General features: G+C 68.0%; 15 protein-coding genes. 12 read left to right on the top strand and 3 right to left on the bottom strand.

Going from position 1 to position 20,479, the window contains the following annotated elements:
• Window positions 1-255 precede the first annotated feature (255 nt).
• Window positions 256-1,125 carry a peptidoglycan-binding domain-containing protein gene (locus tag J4573_RS17730; protein WP_208256694.1) on the top strand — a complete coding sequence of 290 codons (870 nt, stop codon included), beginning with the start codon at window positions 256-258 and terminating at the stop codon, window positions 1,123-1,125.
• Window positions 1,126-1,264: 139 nt separating this feature from the next.
• On the opposite strand, the gene J4573_RS17725 is transcribed toward J4573_RS17730, so the two are convergent.
• On the bottom strand, window positions 1,265-1,843 hold the full coding sequence (locus tag J4573_RS17725) for a cysteine dioxygenase family protein (protein WP_208256693.1): 579 nt from the start codon (window positions 1,841-1,843) through the stop codon (window positions 1,265-1,267).
• A 5-nt stretch (window positions 1,844-1,848) separates the two neighbouring features.
• The gene (locus J4573_RS17720) at window positions 1,849-2,451 is read right to left on the bottom strand and encodes a dihydrofolate reductase family protein (protein ID WP_208256691.1); all 603 of its coding nucleotides are present in this window, start codon (window positions 2,449-2,451) and stop codon (window positions 1,849-1,851) included.
• Between the two features lie 97 nt (window positions 2,452-2,548).
• Here J4573_RS17720 and J4573_RS17715 point away from each other — a divergent pair, with 97 nt between their 5' ends.
• The 8 genes from J4573_RS17715 (at window position 2,549) to J4573_RS17680 (ending at window position 13,898) form a co-directional block, all read left to right on the top strand.
• Entirely contained in the window at window positions 2,549-3,427 is an 879-nt protein-coding gene (locus J4573_RS17715; protein ID WP_208256689.1) for a LysR family transcriptional regulator, read from the top strand.
• Between the two features lie 274 nt (window positions 3,428-3,701).
• Window positions 3,702-5,375, top strand: a complete 1,674-nt coding sequence (locus tag J4573_RS17710; RefSeq protein WP_208256687.1) for an AMP-binding protein — start codon at window positions 3,702-3,704, stop codon at window positions 5,373-5,375.
• Window positions 5,372-6,640, top strand: a complete 1,269-nt coding sequence (locus J4573_RS17705) for an acyl-CoA dehydrogenase family protein (RefSeq protein ID WP_208256686.1) — start codon at window positions 5,372-5,374, stop codon at window positions 6,638-6,640. Before J4573_RS17710 ends, J4573_RS17705 begins: the two co-directional genes overlap by 4 nt.
• Window positions 6,641-6,653: 13 nt before the next feature.
• The gene (locus J4573_RS17700; RefSeq protein ID WP_208256685.1) at window positions 6,654-7,397 is read left to right on the top strand and encodes an enoyl-CoA hydratase/isomerase family protein; all 744 of its coding nucleotides are present in this window, start codon (window positions 6,654-6,656) and stop codon (window positions 7,395-7,397) included.
• 114 nt (window positions 7,398-7,511) lie between these two features.
• A complete protein-coding gene (locus tag J4573_RS17695; protein ID WP_208256684.1) occupies window positions 7,512-8,447 on the top strand; it encodes a VOC family protein in 936 nt (311 codons plus the stop codon).
• On the top strand, window positions 8,447-9,571 hold the full coding sequence (locus tag J4573_RS17690) for an acyl-CoA dehydrogenase family protein (protein WP_208256683.1): 1,125 nt from the start codon (window positions 8,447-8,449) through the stop codon (window positions 9,569-9,571). The genes J4573_RS17695 and J4573_RS17690 overlap by 1 nt, the downstream gene beginning before the upstream one ends.
• Window positions 9,572-9,692: 121 nt before the next feature.
• Window positions 9,693-13,151 carry an FG-GAP-like repeat-containing protein gene (locus J4573_RS17685; RefSeq protein ID WP_208256681.1) on the top strand — a complete coding sequence of 1,153 codons (3,459 nt, stop codon included), beginning with the start codon at window positions 9,693-9,695 and terminating at the stop codon, window positions 13,149-13,151.
• A gap of 69 nt (window positions 13,152-13,220) precedes the next feature.
• A complete protein-coding gene (locus J4573_RS17680) occupies window positions 13,221-13,898 on the top strand; it encodes a WD40 repeat domain-containing protein (RefSeq protein ID WP_208256679.1) in 678 nt (225 codons plus the stop codon).
• Window positions 13,899-13,997: 99 nt separating this feature from the next.
• On the opposite strand, the gene J4573_RS17675 is transcribed toward J4573_RS17680, so the two are convergent.
• Complete coding sequence (locus J4573_RS17675) at window positions 13,998-14,357, bottom strand: nuclear transport factor 2 family protein (RefSeq protein ID WP_208256677.1); 360 nt, start codon at window positions 14,355-14,357, stop codon at window positions 13,998-14,000.
• A gap of 866 nt (window positions 14,358-15,223) precedes the next feature.
• On the opposite strand from J4573_RS17675, the gene J4573_RS17670 reads away from it, so the two are divergent.
• The 3 genes from J4573_RS17670 to J4573_RS17660 all read left to right on the top strand — a co-directional run.
• Complete coding sequence (locus J4573_RS17670) at window positions 15,224-17,413, top strand: tetratricopeptide repeat protein (protein ID WP_208256675.1); 2,190 nt, start codon at window positions 15,224-15,226, stop codon at window positions 17,411-17,413.
• A gap of 848 nt (window positions 17,414-18,261) precedes the next feature.
• A complete protein-coding gene (locus J4573_RS17665; RefSeq protein WP_208256673.1) occupies window positions 18,262-18,663 on the top strand; it encodes a hypothetical protein in 402 nt (133 codons plus the stop codon).
• A gap of 290 nt (window positions 18,664-18,953) precedes the next feature.
• Window positions 18,954-20,479: tetratricopeptide repeat protein (locus tag J4573_RS17660; protein ID WP_208256671.1), on the top strand; the 1,526-nt coding region annotated here is incomplete at its 3' end.

Below are 20,479 nucleotides of genomic sequence, written 5' to 3'. Positions count from 1 at the left end.
GCCCGACCACGCCATAGCGCGCCCGACCACGCCATAGCGGCGCGCTCTGGCGGCGCGCCCACATGATGAGACCCACGACACGTCCGTGGGCGTCTTCGCAGGCCGTCAGCCTGCGGAATTATCCGAAACCGGCCGGACGTCTCCCCGATTCGTCCGGACCTGCCTGGACAATGGTCGATCTTCTTGCGTAGCGATCATCGATCAGATGAACTCGCTGTGGGCATCGCCCTCAAGTTCCTTCGACCCGGAGAAACGATGAAGCAGCTCCCCATATATGCCACCGCCCTCGTGGGCGCTGGCCTGATCGCTTCCCTGACCGGACTGGCCGCGGCGTCCGAGCATTCGGCCGCGCCGACGGCGGCGGCCGAGGCGGCCAAGCCTCTTCCGAGCGTGAACATGGAAGCGACCGTCAAGGCGGCCCAGATCGACCCGCGTCGGGCCGACACCAAGCTGACGCCGGGTGCCAAGGCCAGCGTGCTCCTGGTCGAGCAGGCGCTGCGCGACAAGCACCTGCTCGCGGCCAAGTGGGTGGACGGCTACTTCGGCAGTACGACGATCACCGCGTTCGCCAAGTACCAGAAGTCGCTCGGTTACAAGGGCCTGGCTGCCAGTGGCCTGCCGGGCAAGGCCTCGCTGACCAAGCTCGGCACCGGCCGCTTCAAGGTGACCCACAGCATCGGCCCCGGCGCTCGCGTTCACACGGGCAAGTTCGTCATCAACACCCGTACCCAGAAGATGCTGGCCGCGGCGAGGAAGGTGCTCGGCGGCCGCAAGCTCGTTCTGCAGCAGGGTTCGTACAACCCCGGCGGTGACCCCACCTCCGCAGGCACCCACGACGGCGGGGGCGTCGTCGACATCTCGGTGAAGGGGATGAACGCCGCCACCCGTACCAAGGTGGCCCGGGCGCTCCGTACCGTCGGTTTCGCGGCCTGGGTGCGCAACCCCAAGCAGGGTGACTGGCCGTGGCACATCCACGCCACCGCCATCAACGACACCGACCTGTCCGGCCAGGCTCAGCACCAGGTGGGTGACTACTACCTGGGCAAGAACGGTCTCGCCAACCGCGGCAAGGACGACGGCCCCAAGGTGACCATCCGCACCTGGGAGGAATACCTGCGCCGCTGACCGGCCCTGGCTCTCGCTTCCTCAGGAGCGAGTCGGTCAGGACGGCGATGGTTCCGGGTACTCGCCCGGGGCCATCGCCGTTCTGCGTATGCCGCTCGTATATCGCCCGTATACCGCCCGCCTAGCAGCCGCAGACGTCCTAGCCGGCTGCTGCCGGGGTGTTCCACCCGGAGACGAACCAGCGCACCGCGCCGGTCTCCGGGTCGTACGATCGCCGATCAATGGCACCGATGTCGGCTCCATAAACGTGAATCCCGACGGTCGGCACATCGCCGACGGCCGCGACGCTGTGAACGTCGTCATCGGTCGTGCAGCACACGGTGACCTGCCCGGGCTCCCACACATTCTCACCAACCCGTGTGAGCGGCCTCCCCGATTCCCCGGCCATCGGTTTGGCGTAGCGGAACTCCCGTTCGGCCCCCGAATAAATGCCGGCCACGCCCCACGTCTCGTGCCCGTGCACCGGCGTCCGCTGCCCCACGTTCCACACAACGGCGGCCAATGACCAGCCGCTGCCGGGAGCGATGTAGAGCGGGTAATTGACATGGTGCTCGTCCGATGGCCGCGTCAACTCGTCTGGGAGCCGATAATCGCTCCCCAAAAGGGCGGACAACAACTCCGCGACCCGCTTGGTGATCTCGTGCTCGTCCTCTGTACTGCCGACGACCGACTCCACGTCGTCGATGAAGGCCTGCAGCGCGCCATCCACGGTGACCACCCCTCTCAGTGCAGTACGCGATAGGTCAGGTGCGTGATCGGACCGGCCGCGCGCGACTCCACCTGCTCGAGGTTCAGGCCTGGAACGCCGTCGAACAGCCGCGTACCGGCGCCGAGCGTGAACGGCATGACGCGCAGCCGCACTTCATCGATCAGCCCCGCCGCGAGGTATTGATTGATGGTCGTGGCTCCACCGTGAATGGAGATATTGCCGTCCCCGGCGGCCTCTCGCGCCCGCTCGAAAGCGGCCTTGATTCCATCGGTCACGAAATGGAACGTCGTCCCGCCCTCCATGGGCTGCGGCTCGCGCGGGTAATGCGTGAGCACGAAGACCGGCCCGTGGTACGGCGGATTGTCCCCCCACCAGCCTTTCCACTGCCGGTCCCACTCGCCGCGCACCGGGCCGAACATGTTGCGCCCCATGATGAACGCCTTGGACTCCGCCAGCCATTCGAGCTGAAGCCGAGCCTCTTCCGGATCTTCCATCCAGGCGTGGAGCTTGTCGCCCCACCCGTCGCCGCCGTCGTCGCCGAACGGCCGTTCCTCGGTCTGGTTGAGCCCGGCCGAGTACCCGTCGGCCGATATCGAGAGATCGCAGGTCACCTTCATGTCGTCCTCCTCGCGGTGGGCTTCGCACCAGCATGAACGACCATGGACATGACGTCTAATGGCAGATTTCCAATACACCCATCGATATCCTCGATGAATGCTCAATCTGGTCCACCTCAAGGTCTTGGCCGCCGTGGCCCGGCACGGTTCGGTGACCGAGGCGGCAAAAGACCTCCACTACTCCCAGTCTTCGGTGAGCCACCACCTCTCACGTCTGGAGGCCGCCACCAGTGTCAAACTCATCCAGCGCATCGGCCGCGGAATCCGCCTGACCCCCGAAGGTCAGCTGCTAGCCAACCGCGCCGCCGAGATCCTCGGAAGAGTCGACGCGGCGACCAATGAGCTGGCCACCCAAGTGGGCCTGCAATCCGGCCTGGTCCGCCTCGCAGCCAACGCCTCCACCCTGAGCACGATCGTCCCCAAAGCCGCAGCGGCCCTGGCCCAGTCGCACCCCGGTCTCCAACTGGCCCTCTACGAGCGCCACCCGGTCGAGGCCCTGCAAATGCTGCGCCACGGCGAAATCGACGTGGCCCTGGTCTTCCGCTACGCCGACGCCCCGATCGAAGAAGAAGGACGCTTCCTCCACCTGGGCACCGACTCGATCTATCTCCTCAGCCTGCAACCTGACGACAGCCTCGCGAACCATCACGACTCCGCCTGGATCGGCGGTTGCGCCCGCTGCCTAGAGGAGCTGAACGCCATCTGCCGCCACGAGGGCTTCACCCCCCGCATCGCCTCCTACAGCGACGACATGGTCGTCGTCCAATCCCTGGTAGCCGCCGGCGTAGGCGTGGCCACCCTCCCCGGCTACGCCCTGCAAGCCCACCGCCACCCCGACATCCACACCACCGAACTGGCCGCCCACCGCCGCCAGATCCGAGCCGCCACCTACGGCGACCCACCCGACCCCCCAGCCGTAACCGCAGTCCTCAGAGCCCTAACCCAAGCCACCACCCCCCAACACCCTCAAACCTGAGCTCATCTCCGACAGCTGAACTCCACCCGCACGCCGATCGAATCGGTGTCCAAAACGTGGACTTCTCCGTGGCTGTTGCCGTACAGAACGGTGGCGGGATTGAGGGCTGCGGTTTTCTGGGGCCTGTGACCTGGGGCGATGTGGCGAGGGGCGTCGCTGGGGGCGGTGGCGGGGCCGTGTCCGGTATTGATCAGTCTCTTCTGGTGTGTTCCGATATGGGCGTTCTGTCTTGCCTGTAATCGGACGCCACGCCGGAGCCACCGCGGAGGTATGGATGCGCAAGGAGACGCTGGAGAGCTTCGTCCTGGGCGACGTTCTCCGGGCGCGGGCCGAAACCCATCGGGCGATGACCTTTCTGAAGTTCCGGGACGGCGACATCACCTACGGCGAGGTGGACGCGATGGCCGACCGGATGGCCCGCGGCCTGGCCGAGACCGGCGTCGCTCCCGGTGACCACGTCGCGGTGATGCTCCCCAACTGCCCCGACATCGTCTACCTGATCTTCGCGCTGGCGCGGCTCGGCGCGGTCGCCGTGCCGATCAACGTGGACTATCGCGGCGAGCTGCTCCGGCACGTGCTGGACAGCTCTGACAGCACGACGCTGATCGTCGACGGGCCGTACGCCGAACGGCTGCCCGAGGTGATGCAGCGCCTGCCCGGGCTCGGCCGGGTGATCGTACGGACCGGCGGGCCCGACGGCGTTCCGCTGCATCTGCTGGGCCGGTCGGCGATGGCGATGTCCGCGCTGCTCGACCACGGGGACGAGGCGCTGACGGTCGAGGTCGGGTTCGCGGACCTGCAGGCGATCATGTACACGTCGGGGACGACCGGGCCTTCCAAGGGTGCGATGGTCCCGCACGGGCTGGCGCTGACCTGCGCGCTGGACTCGCTCGACTTCCTCGACCGCTGGGGCAAGACGATCTACTGCCCGCTGCCGCTGTTCCACGCGGCCGGGCTGTGGGACGGCATGATGTCGGCGCTGCTGGGCGGCGGGGCGATCGCCGTCGTCGAACGGTTCAGCGCGTCGCGGTTCTGGGACGATGTGCGCCGCTTCGACGCGCAGGTGTGCATGAGCGTGTTCTCGATGATCCCGATCCTGCTGAACCAGCCGCCCACACCGCACGACAAGGATCATCCGCTGGAGACGTTCTACATGGGCAAGTCGGTCCTCGACGAGCCGTTGCGGGAACGGTTCGGGGTGCGTTCGGCGGAGACCTACACCAGCACCGAGGCGGGCATCGCCACCGCCAGCCCGTACGGCGAATGGCGGCTCGGCTCCTGCGGCACCGCGCACGAGGAGCGCTTCGAGGTGGCCGTGGTGGACGAATGGGATCGCGAGGTCGGCGACGGCGAGCCCGGCGAGCTCGTGCTGCGGCCCAAGCAGCCGTTCGTGATCACGACCGGCTACTACGGCACTCCCGAGGCGACGGTCGAATGCTTCCGGAACATGTGGTTCCACACCGGTGACCGGGTATGGCGCGATGACGACGGATATTTCTACTTCCTGGACCGCATGAAGGACGCCATCCGGCGGCGCGGCGAGAACATCTCCGCGTTCGATCTCGAATGTGAGGTCAACTTGCACCCATCGGTGCTGGAGAGCGCGGCCATCGGCGTTCCCTCCGAGCTCGAGGACGAGGACATCAAGCTGTCGGTCGTGCTTCAGCCCGGCGCGGGTCTGGCGCCCGAGGAACTGGTGGCCTTCTGCCAGGAGCGCCTGCCGCGGTCGATGGTCCCGCGGTACGTGGAGTTCGTCGACGGCCTCCCCCGTACGCCCACCGACAAGGTCGCCAAGTACCGGTTGCGCGCCGAGGGCGAGGCGGGCATCACCCAGGCGACCTGGGATCGGGAGGCGGGTCAGGCGGACCAGGCGGGTCAGGCGGGCCGGGGGACCGGCCAGGCCGGTCGGGATGCGGGTCTGGTGGAACGGGAGGCGGATCCGGCTTGAACTGGGAGGACACCCCCGAGGAGGCCGCGTTCCGCGAGGAGGTGCGCACGTTCGTGCGCGACCGCTTCCCGTCCGGATACAGGCCCGACCCGGACGCCGAGCAGAGTCTGGAACCCGAGGATGTGCGCGGCTACAACTGGCCGGTGGACCGCGTGTCCGATGATCCCCAACGCCGCGAAGGCGCGCGCCGCTGGGCCTCCGTTCTGGCGGAACGCGGCTGGATCGCGCCGCACTGGCCGGTCGAGTACGGCGGCGCCGGCCTGACCGCCATGCAGGAGTTCATCCTCCAGGAAGAGATGATGCGGGCCCGCGTGCCGACGGTGAACGGCATCGGGGCGTTCCTCATCGGCCCGACCATCCTCGCGCACGGCAGCGACGAGCAGCGCGCCGAGCATCTGCCCCGGATCGCGCGCGGCGAGGTGACGTGGGCACAGGGTTTCTCGGAGCCGGGCGCGGGCTCGGACCTGGCCTCGCTCCGCACCCGGGCCGTCCGCGACGGCGACGAGTACGTCGTGGACGGGCAGAAGGTGTGGACGTCGCTCGGGCAGTACGCCGACTGGCTGTTCGTCCTGGTCCGCACCGATCCGGACGCGCGCAAGCATCGCGGCATCACGTTCCTGCTCATCGACGCGGCCAGTAGCGGGGTCACCATCCGGCCGATCGAGGACATCCGCGGCGCGGCGCCGTTCTGCGAGATCTTCTTCGACGGGGTGCGCGTGCCGGTCGCCAACCGCGTCGGCGAGGAGAACCAAGGCTGGTACGTCGCGATGGCCGCGCTGGGCTTCGAACGGGCCGGCATCGGCGCGACCATCAAGTACGAGCAGGCGCTCGCCGAGCTGATCGGCTGCCTGTCGGACGACCCGCAGCAGGCCTCATCGTCTCTGGGGCGCGAGGGCTCGCCCCTGCCGCGCGGGGACGTGTCCTTGGGGCGTGAAGACGTGTCGTTGCGGCGGGAGATCGCTCGCCGGTACACCGAGATCCGCGTGCTCTACAACCTCGCGCGCTACACCGCTTCCCGCGAGGAGCCCGGCTACGAGGCGTCGGTCAACCAGCTCTTCGGCGCCGAACTCCACCAGCGTCTGGCACGTACGGGCGCCAAGACCTTCGGCGAGGCGGCGCGGCTGTGGCAGCGCGACGGCTCGCCGATGAACGCCGACTTCACGCACATGCGAATGGATTCGGTCGCCGCCACCTTCCTCGGGGGCACCACCGAGATCCAGCGGAACGTCATCGCGACCCGAGGCCTGGGACTGCCGAGAGAATAAGGAGAACGCGTTCATGAACGAAACCCTCGACGTGAAGATCGAGGAGCGGGTGGCGTGGCTGACCCTCAATCGGCCGGACAAGCTGAACGCGCTCACCCCCGAGACGATGCACGAGCTGCGGCGCTTCTGTACGGAGGCCGACGACGACGAGGACATCTGCGCCGTCGTGCTGCGCGGTGCGGGTGAACGGGCCTTCTGCGCGGGGATGGACCTCGCCTGGTCCGAGCAGCTCACCAAGCGGGAACGGGTCGAGCAGGGGCGGCTGGGCGAGAAGACGTTCTCCATGCTGGAGCGGCTGTCGGTCCCGGTGATCGCGGCCGTGCACGGCTACGCGGTGGGCGGCGGGCTGGAGCTGGCGCTCGCCGCCGACTTCATCGTGGCCTCGGAGAACGCCAAGATGGGCCTGGTCGAGATCACTCTCTCCGCGCGTCCCCCGTACCGGCCGAAGATGACCGAGGACGGCGACCCGGACCAGCCGGAATTCGGCGGATCCGCGCCCGGCTGGGGCGGCGTGAAACGGCTGCCGCGGCGGATCGGCAAGGCCCGGGCCAAGGAACTGCTGTTCACCGGCGCCCGGATCGACGCGCACCGCGCGCTGGCGCTCGGCCTGGTGAACGACGTGTACCCCGACGACGAGTTCGACAAGCGGGTCGGCGAGCTGGCCGAACGGATCGCGGCCATGAACCGCTACAACCTCCGCCTGGTCAAGGAACTGGTGGACAACGAGTACGACTGGATCGAGCCGCACCCCAGCTAGCCAGCGAACCGCCCCCCCGGCCGCCAAGCGAACCGCATTCCCGCCAGCGAGCCGCAACCCGCCAGCGAGCTACATCCCCGCCAGCGAACCGCTCCCCACCTAGGAGGAATGCCCGTGCGGATCTACCGCATCGATCACATCGGCCAGGTGACGTCCGACCTCGAATCGCAGGTGGAGCTGCTGGAGCGGCTGTTCGGGTTCCGGCCGATCCGGAGCTGGGACGACCCGGCCGGGGGCTGCCGTGGCGTACGGCTCGCGGTCCCCGGGAGCTGGGGGCACGCGTGGGAGGTGCTCGCGCCGTCCGGTGACGACTCCCCGATCCAGGCCTACCTGGACGATCACGGTGGACGGCCTGGCCTGCACCATGTCGCCGCTGAGGTGCCGGACCTGGAGGCCGCCCGTTCCGCACTGGAGAGCCGGGGGATCAAGCCGACCGGTGGCGTTCCCGGGCGCTGGATCGAGGCGTCACTGTCGCCGCCGGAGCGCGGGCCCGGCGTGCTGTTCCGGCTGCGCGGTCCCGGCAACCTCGGCATGTGCGGAGACGACGCGAGCGACGCAGCGGTCGCGCGGTCCGCGCTCGGACCCTCGCTCGGGATCGTCGCCCTCGACCACGTGTGCCAGGCGTTCCCCGACCGGGACGAGCTGGCCCGCTGGTACGCGGACCTGGCCGGGTTCGTGCAGGTCTGGCGCACCCCGGAGGACGAGCATCCGGACATGGCCGACCTCGTGCTCAACATCCCGGGCTCGTCGGTGTGCTGGGAGGTCATCATGCCGCGCGGCGAGGACTCGTTCATCGAACGGTTCTGGGACCGCAACGGCGCCGCCGCGCACCACGTGACGTTCGAGGTCGCCGACTGGGACGCCGCGATGGAGGCGTGCGCGCACCACGACACCCCCACGTTCGGTGAGAACGAGGGCAGCACCGACGGCGCGGCCTGGCGGGACACGTTCATCCATCCCAAGCACACGGGTGGCGTGCTCGTTCAGCTCTTCTGGGAGGAACGTCCCGGCGTGTGGGTGCGGTCGGACAAGATCCCGCCGGACGCCTGATGGACCTCACGCTCACCGAGGACCAGGAGCTGATCCGTTCGACCGCGCGTGAACTCCTCCAGGAGCGTGCCGCGACCGCGGGCGACCGCGCCGTGGCCGGCGAACCGGCCGGATATTCGGCGTCGCTGTGGAAGGAGATGGTCGAGCTCGGCTGGACCGGCTTGGCAGTACCGGAGGCGTACGGGGGAGTGGGCGCGGGCTTCTTGGAGGCGTGCCTGCTGATCGAGGAGCTGGGCCGGTTCCGGATCCCGAGTCCGTTCGCGGCGTCGGTCGCGTGCTGCGGCATGCCGATCGCGCGGCATGCCACCGAGGAGCAGCGCGCCGAATGGCTCGGCGCCATCGCCCAAGGCCATGTGCTGAGCTACGCCTACGGCGGCTGGGGCCGCGTCGGTAAGGCTGTGCGAGCGACCGAACGCGACGGCGTCTTCATCCTCGACGGCGTCGCGCCGTTCGTCCCGTACGCCCGTGCAGCGCAGGACCTGCTGGTCGTCGCTCAACTAGGAGACGAGCCAGCCGCGTTCCTGGTAAGCAATGCCGCGTCCGGCACCACAGAGCGCAACGCTTCGCCTGGCAATGCGGGGCTCGACATCGCGGAGCTCGACGTTGTCGGACCCGATCCGACCTACCGGGTGACCTTCGAGTCGACGCCCGTTCCGCCCAACCGCGCGTTGGGCAGGGCGGCGGCCGAGTCGGTCGCCGCGTTCGGTGCGGCCGCGGCGTGCGCGGAGATGGTCGGCGGCGCCCAGCGTGTGCTCGACATGACGGTCGAGTACGCCAAGGAACGCGAGCAGTTCGGGCGTGCGGTCGGCTCCTTCCAAGCCGTTCAGCATCACTGCGCCGACATGGCGATCGACGTGCTGAGCTCGCGCTTCATCGCGTACGAGGCGATCTGGCGGTTGTCGGCGGGCCTGGACGCGACGGCCGAGGTGTCGATGGCCAAGGCTTGGGTGAGCGAGGCGTACGAACGCGTGTGCGCCCTCGGCCACCAGGTGCACGGCGCGATCGGGTTCACCCGCGAGCACGATCTGCACCTGTTCACCCAGCACGCCACGGCCTCCGCGCTGACCTTCGGTGACGGCGACCATCACTGGGACCGCATCGCCACCCACCTCGGCCTCTCCTGAACAATCCACCCAAACCTAAACAGGGTGCGCATTTGGGTTCCATTTCTCTATCTCTCAGGGGGTATCTCTCGACCCAGAGGTGAGAAATATTCGTATCTGCTTCGGCGAGAAGGAGATGCGGATGCGGTCTCGTTGGACGAGCGGGTTGCTGGTTCTGGTCCTCGCGTTCTGGGGCCCGGCGGCCTCGGCGGGTGCGGGTTTCCCCCAGACGCCGCCGAACGATCCCGGCTACGCCCGCGCCGAGCAGCCCGGGCAGTGCGTCAAGGTCGTGGGCGGCGAGCAGCACGGCCTCTACTCGTTCATGCCGCGTTGCACGCCGAACGCCAAGGACCCCGAGAACGCCTCAGGCATGTCCGTCGACACCGCCTGGCGTGACTACACCACGGGCTCGCCCGACGTCACGATCGCCTACGTCGAGGGCGGCATCAACTGGCACAACGGCGATACCGCCGAGCTGGCCGACAAGGTCTACCTGAACACCGGCGAACTGCCCAAGCCGCAGGGATCACCCTCGTACGACCGCGACGGCGACGGCGTGGTCACCGCCGCCGACTACGCCGACGATCCACGGGTCAAGGACGCCAACGGCAACAAGGCGATCGATCCGGAGGACCTGATCGCGGCGTTCTCCGACGGCCGCGACGACGACGGCAACGGCTTCGTCGACGACATCTCCGGCTGGGACTTCTACGAGGCGCAGAACGACCCGGCCACCTACGACTCGACGTACGGCCACGCCAACGGGCAGATGAAGACGCTGGCCGCGCAGACCGACAACGGCGTCGAGGGCGCCGGGATCTGCCCGCGCTGCCGGGTCCTGCCGATCCGCGCCGGGCAGGAGGCGCTGGACCGTACCGACGACCTCGCGCAGGCCTGGCTGTACGCGGCGCACATGGGCGCGAAGGTCATCGTGAGCACCACCGCTGACCTCGGCTATTCCTCCTACATGAGGCAGACGGTGGAGAAGCTGTGGCGGCAGGGCGTCGTCATGGTCGAGTCGAGCAACGACTTCGACTCCACCGACCACCAGGGCGGCATGTTCTGGCCGCACGTGATTCCCGGGAACGGCCTGGTCGCCAACACGGTCGGCGTACCGGACCCGCTGACCAACCCGCTGACCTCGACCTACCGGGCGCGCTCGGGACAGACCTCGTTCGGCGCCAAGGCGATGTTCTCGGTGTCCACGCAGGGCGGCTCCACCTCCGAGTCCACCCCGACGACCGGCGGCGTCTTCGGCCTCCTCCTCTCGTACGGGCTGCAGATCGGGAAGCCGCTCAGCAACGAGGAGGCCGTGCAGGTGCTGCGGGCCACCGCCTCCGACATCGCCGACCCGTCGCTGCCCTGGGCGGGCAAGCCGGGCTGGGACCGGCAGTACGGCTACGGGCGCCCGAACGTCGCCAAGGCATTGAAAGCGATCAAGGATGGCGATGTGCCCCCGGTCGGTTCGATCACGAGCCCCGATTGGTATTCCCTCTACGACCCGACCACGACCAAGCAGGTCAAGGTCACCGGCCATGTGGCGGCCCCACGCGCCAAGTCCTACCGCTACGAACTGGAATGGGCACCCGGCATCGAGCCCGCCTCCGGTGACTTCCACAAGGCCGGTTCGGGCTCGGGCTCCGATCCGTACGACGGAGAGATCGGAACGCTCGACCTCTCACAGATACCGAAGTCGGTCTGGGAGAAGGCCTACCGCCTATCCGACGACAAGGCCCTCTCGGCCAGCGAGCAGTACACGGTGACCCTGCGGCTCCGCGTGACCGACGACGCCGGCCGGGTGAGCGAGGAACGCCGCGCCATCGCCGTTCACCACGACCCGGCCGCACGCGAGGGCTTCCCGATGAAGCTCGGCATCGGCAACGAGAGCCAGCCCGCACTCGCCGACCTCCAGGGAACGGGCCACCAGGCGATCATCTACGGCGACGGCGACGGCCGCGTGCACGCCCGCGACGGCGTGACCGGCTCCGAGCTGCCCGGCTGGCCGGTCACCACCCAGAAGACGAACCCGCAGCACGACTATGAGGGCATCGACCCAGGCCACGAGCCGATCGTCGCGCCGGTCGCGATCGGCGACCTCTCCCACAACGGAACCCAGCAGGTGATCGTCACCACCACCACCGGCCGCACCTACGTGTTCGACGCGAAGGGCACCCTGCTCCCCGGCTGGCCCAAGACCCTCGACGCCGGGGTGACCAAGCCGCCCATCCCGCGTCCCGCACTCAAATACACACGCCTCCCCGTTCGCGGCGCGACCGCCTCCCCAGTCCTCGTGGATCTCGACGGCGACGGCCGGCTGGACATCGTTCAGGCGGGCTGGGACGGGAGGCTGCACGCCTGGCGCCCCGACGGCTCCGACCTGCCGGGCTGGCCGCTCGAGGTGACCCTCGACCGCGACCCGGACGAGGGCTACATCCGGATCGACGACCACAAGCTGCCCGCGACTCCGGCCGTGGCCGACCTCGACGGTGACGGCAAGCCGGAGATCGTCGTACGGTCCCAGCGTTCGGAGAGCAAGGGCGCCGGCGAGCAGTTCTACGGGGCCAACTACGCGTTCGCCTACCACCACGACGGCAAGCCCGTCAGCGGCTGGCCCGTACGCATGCCCTCCACGATGACCTTCTACGGCAGCGCCCAGGAGTTCATCACCGAGGGGGTCAGCCAGCCCACGGTCGCGGACGTCGACGGCGACGGCAAGGACGAGGTGGCCACCGGCCCATCGTTCGCCCCCACCTACCTGATCTCCGGCACCGGCAAGATCATCAAGAACTACGGAGCGCTGGAAAACCCCGCCCTCTCACCCCTCTCAGTCCTGCAAGGCGCACTCCCAGCAGACGCACCCCTCTCGTTCACCACCACCGGAGCGTTCGGCCGCTTCGGCCTACTGAACCGCCTCGGCTATACCGAATCCGGCTCAGGCGCCGCCTCCCTGATCGCCTCGCTCCTCTTCCCAGGCAGCGGCCACGCCATCGCCAACTACCAGCGCGGCTACGACGCCGCCACCTCGCTCCCAGTGCTCGGCTACCCGCAAACCCGCACGGGTCTGGGCTTCCTCAGCGCCCCGATCATCGCCGACGTCACCGGCGACGGCCGGGCCGAGGTCATCGACGGCGGCGACACCTCCACCATGCACGCCTTCCCCGCCACCTCCGGCTTCCCCCACTTCACCAGCGGCTGGACCCTCTGGTCCCCAACCGCCGGCGACCTGGACAACGACGGCCTGACCGACCTCGTCACCACAACCCGCGAGGGCTACCTGTTCGCCTGGAAGACCGCAGGCAAGGCCTCCGCCAACACCGAATGGTGGACCTACCACCACGACGAACACCGCACCGGCCGCTACGGCGTCGACACCCGTCCCCCCGGGCCCCTGCGCAACGTCACCCGGCAGGGCAACACCCTCCACTTCACCGCCCCCGGCGACGACGGCTACACCGGCAAGGTCACCTCGTACCGCATAACCTCAAACGGCCAAACCACCACAGTCCCCGCCACCCCCGACCTCCCCCTCCCACCCGGCCCGGCCACCATCCAGCCCGTAGACAAGGCAGGCAACCTGGGCCCCACCTACAAAATCCCCTAACCCCACCAACGCCCGTTCCCCCACGTCGAGCTCACCGCAATCTGTGCGGCGGCCGTAGGCGGGCGAATCGTGGTCGGCGGTGGCGGGGACCACCAGGACTTCGCGCAGTGGGACCTGGAAACCGGCACGGTGGTGGAGGGCGCCGACGGTGGGGGCGTGAGTTCGGCTCGCGCGGTGACACTCGGCGGACGGACCCTCTTTGTGACCGGCTATACGGGTCCGGCCATAGCAGTGCAGAGCCCGGCCAAGGACGGTCTTGACGAGGAAGACGAACACGACTCCTTCTGGACCGAGACCGACGAGCTCGAATTCGATGGCATCGACGACGCGGCCCTTGGCCATTTTGCGCTGGCCACCGTGAAAGACCAGGCGTTCCTGATTGCGGCGGGGGAACGAGTCCTCGCGGCATGCGACCTCAGCGACCCCGACGCGCCCGAGTGGGCCGAGCCGATCACCGTGCCAGGCGGAGACATCGCATGCCTTGATGCCACCGTCGTGAACGGTCGCGCGGTTGCGGCGACCGGCGGTGGGGACGGCACGTTCTGCATCTGGGACATGGCGGACCGCCGCCTGCTGGCAGAGCCGAACACCGCGCACGGGGCGGGGCCGCATCCAGACGCCCCCAGCGAAGTGTTCGCCGTCCGGTTCGCCGAGTTCAACGCCCGCCCCGTCGCCATCACCTGCGGCCGGGACGGCACCCTGCGTGTCTGGAATCTTCCGTCAACCGGAAACGACCAGCGAAGCTAGCCCACACCCATCAACAGTTTCAGGGCGTACCGAGCCCACCCTTCCCGCATCGGTTTGGTGAGTCTGAGTTGCTTGGGCGGTGGTTCGCCCCGCAACGTATCAATCGGCCGTGCTGGCGTGCACGGCGATGATTCGCCAGCCGTGCGTCTCGTTGTGCAGCCAAGTGCGGGTGTAGCGCATCCGGGCCGCGAACGGCGCCCCGGAGACGGTCCCTTCGATGGTGCCGAGAAACCACGTCACCCCGGTTGGCCCATCGGCGAGCACGGTCAACTCCTCCTCGGCCAGCTTCGTCACCACCTGCGCCCGAGTGCGGTGCACCTCCAGGTCGTCCGCCTTGGACTGAACGTTCCCACCGAAGGTGAAGATCAGCCGATCATCCAGCAGCCGATCCAGCGCCTCGACATCTCCAGCGAGCTGCGCGGCCTGGAGTCGGCGCTCGGCGTCTCTCAAGTCCTCCATGAGGCCCACACTCCCAGCCGGCGCCATATCCGCGCCAGGACGTTCACGCTCGGCTGATCTTCGCCGGAACGCCCCGCGTCGCCGCGACCGCGCACCCCGGGGACACCCTCACCCTGTTTCGGCTCTGCCGCGACCTGGTCGACATCCACCATCTCCGCGCTGGCGCCGCTGCGGAGTTTGGGAGTGGGCCGGCGAGTACGGGCCACGGCCGGGTGGGGCGTTCTCATGCCACGGCGAAGCTGATCGCCGCTGACCCGCGGGTGCCGCTGTGGCTGGAGTACGTGGTCGGGCTGGTCCGCGACCGCGGTGGCGATGCCGCCGAGCAGAGCCGCTGGCCCTCGGCCTGTCACCGGATGCGCCGCGAGCAGCGCGAGTTCAACCGAGCGCGCTCAGTGCCACTTCAAGATCTCGCACCCATGGATTGAGGACATGAACAGCGCGCTGAGTTGGTCGTACGAGGCGACCGAGTTCCGCACGTATTCGGCACAGCCAGCCGCAAGCCACCGGTGACAGCCGGACACAGCCGGACGGACAAGAACGGCCCCTGACCGCGTACGCGCTGGTCAGGGGCCGTTTTTGCTGTTTAGAGAGGTGGGCAGGGGCGGGGTCGAACCGCCGACCTTCCGCTTTTCAGGAGTAGCAACCACCCTGAGGCCAAGCCGTCCAGCGAGGTCAGACGGTGCCCGACGTACGCCCATGGTGCCGGTTGGTAGCCGTCGTTGCCGTCAAGATTGCCCTCACTCGCCTGGCTGCCCATGGGCTGTCCGCTCGGTTACGGATCGGCTGGTAGCGAGTTGTCTGACGGCACTTCCGGGTGGGTGGTGGTTTGGCTGTCATGGTGGGGCTGGGCCGGTGATGATGGGGGTATGCCGGATGATGCCGAGCACCCCCAGAACGTGATCAGCGGCGAAGCGCTGCTGTCGGGCCAGACGGTCCAGGCCCGTGACATAGGCGAGGTCCATTTCCACTTGTGCAGACGGCGCGCCCCAGCCGATGGCGATGAGTCGTTGTTGGTGGGTGTGATGCCGCTGGCGGCGGAGAGTTTCCAAGAGCGGGAGGCCGCCGCTCGGCTGGAGCAGTCCCTGGCTGGTAGCGGTACCGCAGTACTGACCGGGGGCGGGGTGCTGGGGTCGGGCGTGTTGTCGGGGATGGGTGGGGTGGGCAAGACCCAGCTCGCGGCCGCCTACGCTCGCCGGGCGCTGGCACGGTGCGTCGGGGTGGTGGTGTGGGTGACGGCGGCATCTGGTCAGGCGGTGATCGATGCTTACGCGGAGGCTGCGGCGGGGTTGGGCGTGGAGGGGTGCGAGGGCCGTGATGCCGAGGGGGATGCCGGCCGGTTCCTGGCCTGGACCGCGAGGACGAGCCGGGAGTGGCTGGTGGTGCTGGATGACATCCAGGATCCGGGGGATGTGAAGGACTGGTGGCCGCCCGCTGACGCCGCGGGCAGAGTGTTGGCGACCACCCGGCGTCGTGATGCCGCCTTGTCAGGGCACGGCCGCCAGATCATCCCGATCGACGTCTATACCCCGGCCGAGGCACACTCCTATCTGACCGACCGGCTGGCCCTCGTAGGTCCGTCCGAGCCGGCCACCGAGTTGGAAGGATTGGCTGCGGAGCTGGGGCATCTGCCGCTGGCGCTATCCCAGGCCGCCGCCTACATGCTGGATGCCAGCATGACCTGTGCCCAGTACCGGGCACTGCTGGCCGATCAGGACCGCACTCTGGCCGATCTCGCACCCGACAGCCTGCCCGATCAGCATCCCCAGATCGTCGCCGCAACCTGGGCGCTGTCAGTAGCACGGGCGAACGCCACCCGCCCCGAAGGATTGGCCGGGCAGCTACTGGAACTGGTGTCGGTGCTGGATCCCAACGGCATCCCCCAGGCCGTGCTCACAAGCCCGTCCGCTCTGGCCTTCCTCGGGATCACAGAGGGCGACCGGGTGCGCCAGGGCCTGCGAGTGCTGGACCGGTTCAGCCTGATCACCCACAACCCGGCCGCCGCCGATCGAGAAGTGCGCGTCCACCAGCTCATTCAACGCGCCACCCGAGAACATCACGGCCCGGACCAGCCAGCCGACCCCGACCGCACGGCCGTAATGGCTAACGCCGCCGCCGACGCCCTGCTGCACGTATGGCCAGACCCCGAACGCGACCAACTCGGGCAGATCTTGCGAGCCAACACCACCGCCCTCCACCACGCCACCGGCAACGCTTTGTGCCCCTCAACGGGCGATGCCCACAAGGTGCTGTTCAAAGCGGCGAACAGCTTGGGAGAAATCGGAAAGGTCGCCGCAGCCACCGCCGCCGTCACCGAACTGCACAGCCTCTGCCTGCACAACCTGGGCCCCGACCACGAAAACACCCTGAGAGCCCGCAGCGGTCTGGCCCACTGGCGAGGCCAAGCGGGGGACGAAGCGGGCGCGGTGGCTGCCTTCCAAGACCTGCTCACCGACTGCCTGCGGGTCTTGGGCCCCGATCACCTCGCCACACTGACCACCCGCTACAACCTGGCGCAGTGGAGAGGCGCGACGGGGGACGATACGGGCGCGGCAACTGCCTTCCAAGACCTGCTCACCGACTGCCTGCGGGGTTTGGGGCCTGACCACCCCCAAACCTTGCTCACCCGCAGCAGCCAGGCGTTCTGGCGGGACATGGCGGGGGATGCTGCGGGCACGGCGGCCATGATCCAGGGCCTGGTCACCGACTACCTGCGGGTCTTGGGGCCCGACCACCCAAAAACCTTGGGCGCCCGCAACATGTTGGGGCTCTCGCGGGGCCGGGCGGGGGATGCTGCGGGTGCAGTAGCCGCCCTTCAGGACCTGGTCACCGACTACCTGCGCGTCTTGGGGCCCGATCACCCCCTAACACTGACCACTCGCCTCAACCTGGCAGTCTGGCAGGGCGACGCGGGGGACACTGCGGGCGCGGTGGCCACGCTCCTGGACCTGGTCACCGACTGTCTGCGGGTCTTGGGGCCGGACCACCCCAGCACCCTGATCGCCTGCCGCAACCTGGTGTACCGGTGGAATCAACTCGACAGCCAGGGCTTGGCCTAGCTTCGTTAACGATCTCGAGCACCACTTCACCCCGATCTATCGGCAACCCTCGGTCTTTAGCGCTCCGCCCACGCAGTGACGTGGGGCGCTGTGAGGCTGTGTGTGCAGGAATGAAGGGGGCCCGCTGCTGTACTCCTGCGGTGTACAGCCGACGCCATGGTCTGCAACGGGCGTCATGGCGCCGATCGGTGAAACCATCTGATCCGTAGGAAGATCGGCAGCGTCCACACGCATCCAGATCAGTCCGCTGACCTGCTGAGAAGTCCTCTCCTGTGCTCCTCAGTTCCACGTCTGTCCAAGGTCATCCAGGGCCGTTGTTAGCACCTGCGTTAGCAACGCCGAACGCGACCGTCGCTTTGTCGCCTTAGCCGAACCCGCGAGGATCCCTTCGATAGTTCTAACCCGAGCAGCCGGGCGCGCCGCGCTTGTCGCACCCAGGGCAAGCCGTCGACCCAGCAGCGGCGTGAGCCTCAACGGTGATCACCATTCCAGCCCAGCAGGGCACTGGAACCCAGCCCACGGCGTCGACGGCCTAGAAGCCGATGCCCGAACCTCTTCGTGCAAGTCCAAAGAACAAGATCCACATCCGTCCAGGCCCGTCTGCCGACCTGCTCGAAAACCGCAGTCAGTGCTCTGCGGTTCCACCCGCGTCCAGCATCATCCGTGACCGTTGTTAGCACTCGCGTTAGCAGCCTTGGGCTCCAAGTCCCCACCATCGAGGCGTCGGTGATGTTGGCTGCGCCGGATGAGCTGATTACCAGATGTGGCCGTCTCATGGATGCGCACGGGTTTGTCTTGTTGATCGGTGACAATCGTTGTGAGGTCGACTCCGGTAGGTATTCGAGTGAGTGGACGGGGTGATGGGCGCGGTGGATGTGACGGCGATGTCGGAGGCAGTGGCGTTGATGGCCGCTACCGGTGCGGTGTCGGGGCTGAGCGAGAGCGCGGCGCTGGGGGTGGTGGAGCGGATGCGGCAGCGGGTCCGGGCAGTGTTCGGCTCAGATACGCGGTCGGTCGATGTGTTGGAGCAGGCGGTGCGGGAGCCCTCTGATGAGGGCCGCATGCGGGAACTGACGGCGGCGCTGGCCTGGTATGCCCAGCGCGATGAGGAGTTTGCCAGCGATTTGGCTGGGTGGGCGGACGAGTACATGCCTGCTGGGTCTGTCGTGCAGAACGTGCGGGCAGGCCGCGACGCCTACGCCGCGGGCAGGGACATGACGGTCAACCAGCGGCCCGACATGGTGGAGTAGCCGATCCGATGAGCAAACCGCGTGAGCCCGCAAACTGGGAGGCGAGCCAGGCGGCCCGTGCTGACCGGGATGCGTTCACCGCGGGCAGGGATCTGAACATTAACGTCAACGCCACGGACGCTGACACGGGTCGGCGAGGTGGGCGAGGCTTGCTGTGGCCTCCGCTGGGGCGTCTACCTGAGCGGGTGCGTGGCCGTGACCTGCTAATGGATCGGTTGACCAGGCTGGTAGAGGCGCCGGATGGTCGGGCCCACGCACTCACCGGGTTGGGAGGTCTAGGTAAATCCACGGTGGCGCTGTCGGTCGCCGAGGTGGCTCTGGCCCAGCGGCGGCCAGTGTGGTGGGTGGCAGCTACCGACCCGGAGGTGGTGGCGTCCCAGTTGTTGGGGTTGGCACTGGAGTTGGGCGCCGACCCCGCACGGGCGGAGGCGGCGCGGGTAGGCCGGGCTGATCCAAGTGATGTGCTGTGGGGTCGGCTGGAGGTGCATCAAGGCTGGGTATTGGTGATCGATAACGCTGATGATCTGCGGGTGCTAGAGGCGTCCGGACATCGAGTGAATGATGGCAACGCGTGGGTGCGCGGCTCGCGCGCAGGTCTCGTGCTGGTGACCAGCCGCAACGGTGACATGCGGCAGTGGGGCCGTGCGGTGGAACTGCACCCGGTGGGGTGGCTCACCGATGAGGAAGGCGGCCAGGTGCTGCTGGATCTGGCCCCGCAAGCCGGTTCGCAAAGTCAGGCACAGGCGCTCTCGACTCGGTTGGGCGGGTTGGCGTTGGCGCTGCATCATGCAGGCTCGCAACTGAGTTCTCCGTTCGCCCAAGAACGCACCTTCACCGGGTATCAGCAGGCGTGGCAGGACGGATTCCACGCGATGGTGGAAACACGCCATGCGGTCGATGATCGGATGGTAGTAACCCGAACCTGGGAACTGTCACTCGCCCAGTTGACTGATGCGGGGACACCACAAGCGCGGCCGTTGCTGGAGGTGTTGGCGTGGTTCGCTGGCGCGGTCCCGATCCCGATCAGCGGACTCGATCACCGGGTGCTCGGACAGGTCTGCGACGACCGTGCGGTGGGTGAGGGTTTGGAAGGGCTGCTATCGGTCGGATTGCTGGAGGCCCGACTCGTCTCGTACAACGGTGTACCAGCGAAATCAGGCGACATGAATGCGGTGATCGTCCATCCGCTCGTCTCGGAGACCACTCGGCATCGGCTGAGCACCAGCAACAAGGGAGCGGGGCAGTCGGCATCTCTGGCCGTGCAGACGGTGGAGGCGGCAACTGGCGAGTTGGATGCGGAACGCCCTGCCGATTGGCCGATCTGGGCTGCCTGGCTGCCTCACCTAAACGAACTCCTCAGCCACGCCACAACTCTGCTAGATAGGGCGATGCTCGCTGCCCTCGCGGAGACTGCCGTCGAGGCCTCACGAGCGCTCATTTGGGCCGGCGCCTACAGCGCCGCGTTGAGCTTGGCAGAAGACGCCCTAAGCTCCATGCAACGCCTCGATTCAGATCATATTGTCATGCTCAGGCTGCGGTTCCGAGTAGCAAGCGGTCACAACTATCTCGGAAATCACGCCAAAGCCGAGCAGCAGTACCGTGCGATTCTCCGAACAGAGGAGCAGGTGCTGGGCGCCGACCACCCCTCCGTCCTGAACACCCGATACGAGGTCGCCCGGATGGTGGCGGACCAGGGAAATACGGCCGAAGCCGAAATCCTCTACCGCCAGGTCCTGGCCGACGAAGAACGGGTGCTGGGCGCCGACCATCCCTCCACCCTGACCACCCGACACGAGGTCGCTCAGATGGTGGCGGA

The sequence above is a fragment of the Actinomadura barringtoniae genome (genome assembly GCF_017573505.1).
Classification (GTDB): Bacteria; Actinomycetota; Actinomycetes; order Streptosporangiales; family Streptosporangiaceae; genus Spirillospora; species Spirillospora barringtoniae.
This window is presented reverse-complemented; position numbering and strand designations above follow the sequence as displayed.

Bases quoted from the DNA above. Each gene is read 5' to 3' on its own strand.
- J4573_RS17730 (WP_208256694.1), top strand. From the start codon at position 256: ATGAAGCAGCTCCCCATATATGCCACCGCCCTCGTGGGCGCTGGCCTG.
- J4573_RS17720 (WP_208256691.1), bottom strand. From the start codon at position 2,451: ATGAAGGTGACCTGCGATCTCTCGATATCGGCCGACGGGTACTCGGCC.
- J4573_RS17715 (WP_208256689.1), top strand. From the start codon at position 2,549: ATGCTCAATCTGGTCCACCTCAAGGTCTTGGCCGCCGTGGCCCGGCAC.
- J4573_RS17710 (WP_208256687.1), top strand. From the start codon at position 3,702: ATGCGCAAGGAGACGCTGGAGAGCTTCGTCCTGGGCGACGTTCTCCGG.
- J4573_RS17700 (WP_208256685.1), top strand. From the start codon at position 6,654: ATGAACGAAACCCTCGACGTGAAGATCGAGGAGCGGGTGGCGTGGCTG.
- J4573_RS17690 (WP_208256683.1), top strand. From the start codon at position 8,447: ATGGACCTCACGCTCACCGAGGACCAGGAGCTGATCCGTTCGACCGCG.
- J4573_RS17685 (WP_208256681.1), top strand. From the start codon at position 9,693: ATGCGGTCTCGTTGGACGAGCGGGTTGCTGGTTCTGGTCCTCGCGTTC.
- J4573_RS17675 (WP_208256677.1), bottom strand. From the start codon at position 14,357: ATGGAGGACTTGAGAGACGCCGAGCGCCGACTCCAGGCCGCGCAGCTC.
- J4573_RS17670 (WP_208256675.1), top strand. From the start codon at position 15,224: ATGCCGGATGATGCCGAGCACCCCCAGAACGTGATCAGCGGCGAAGCG.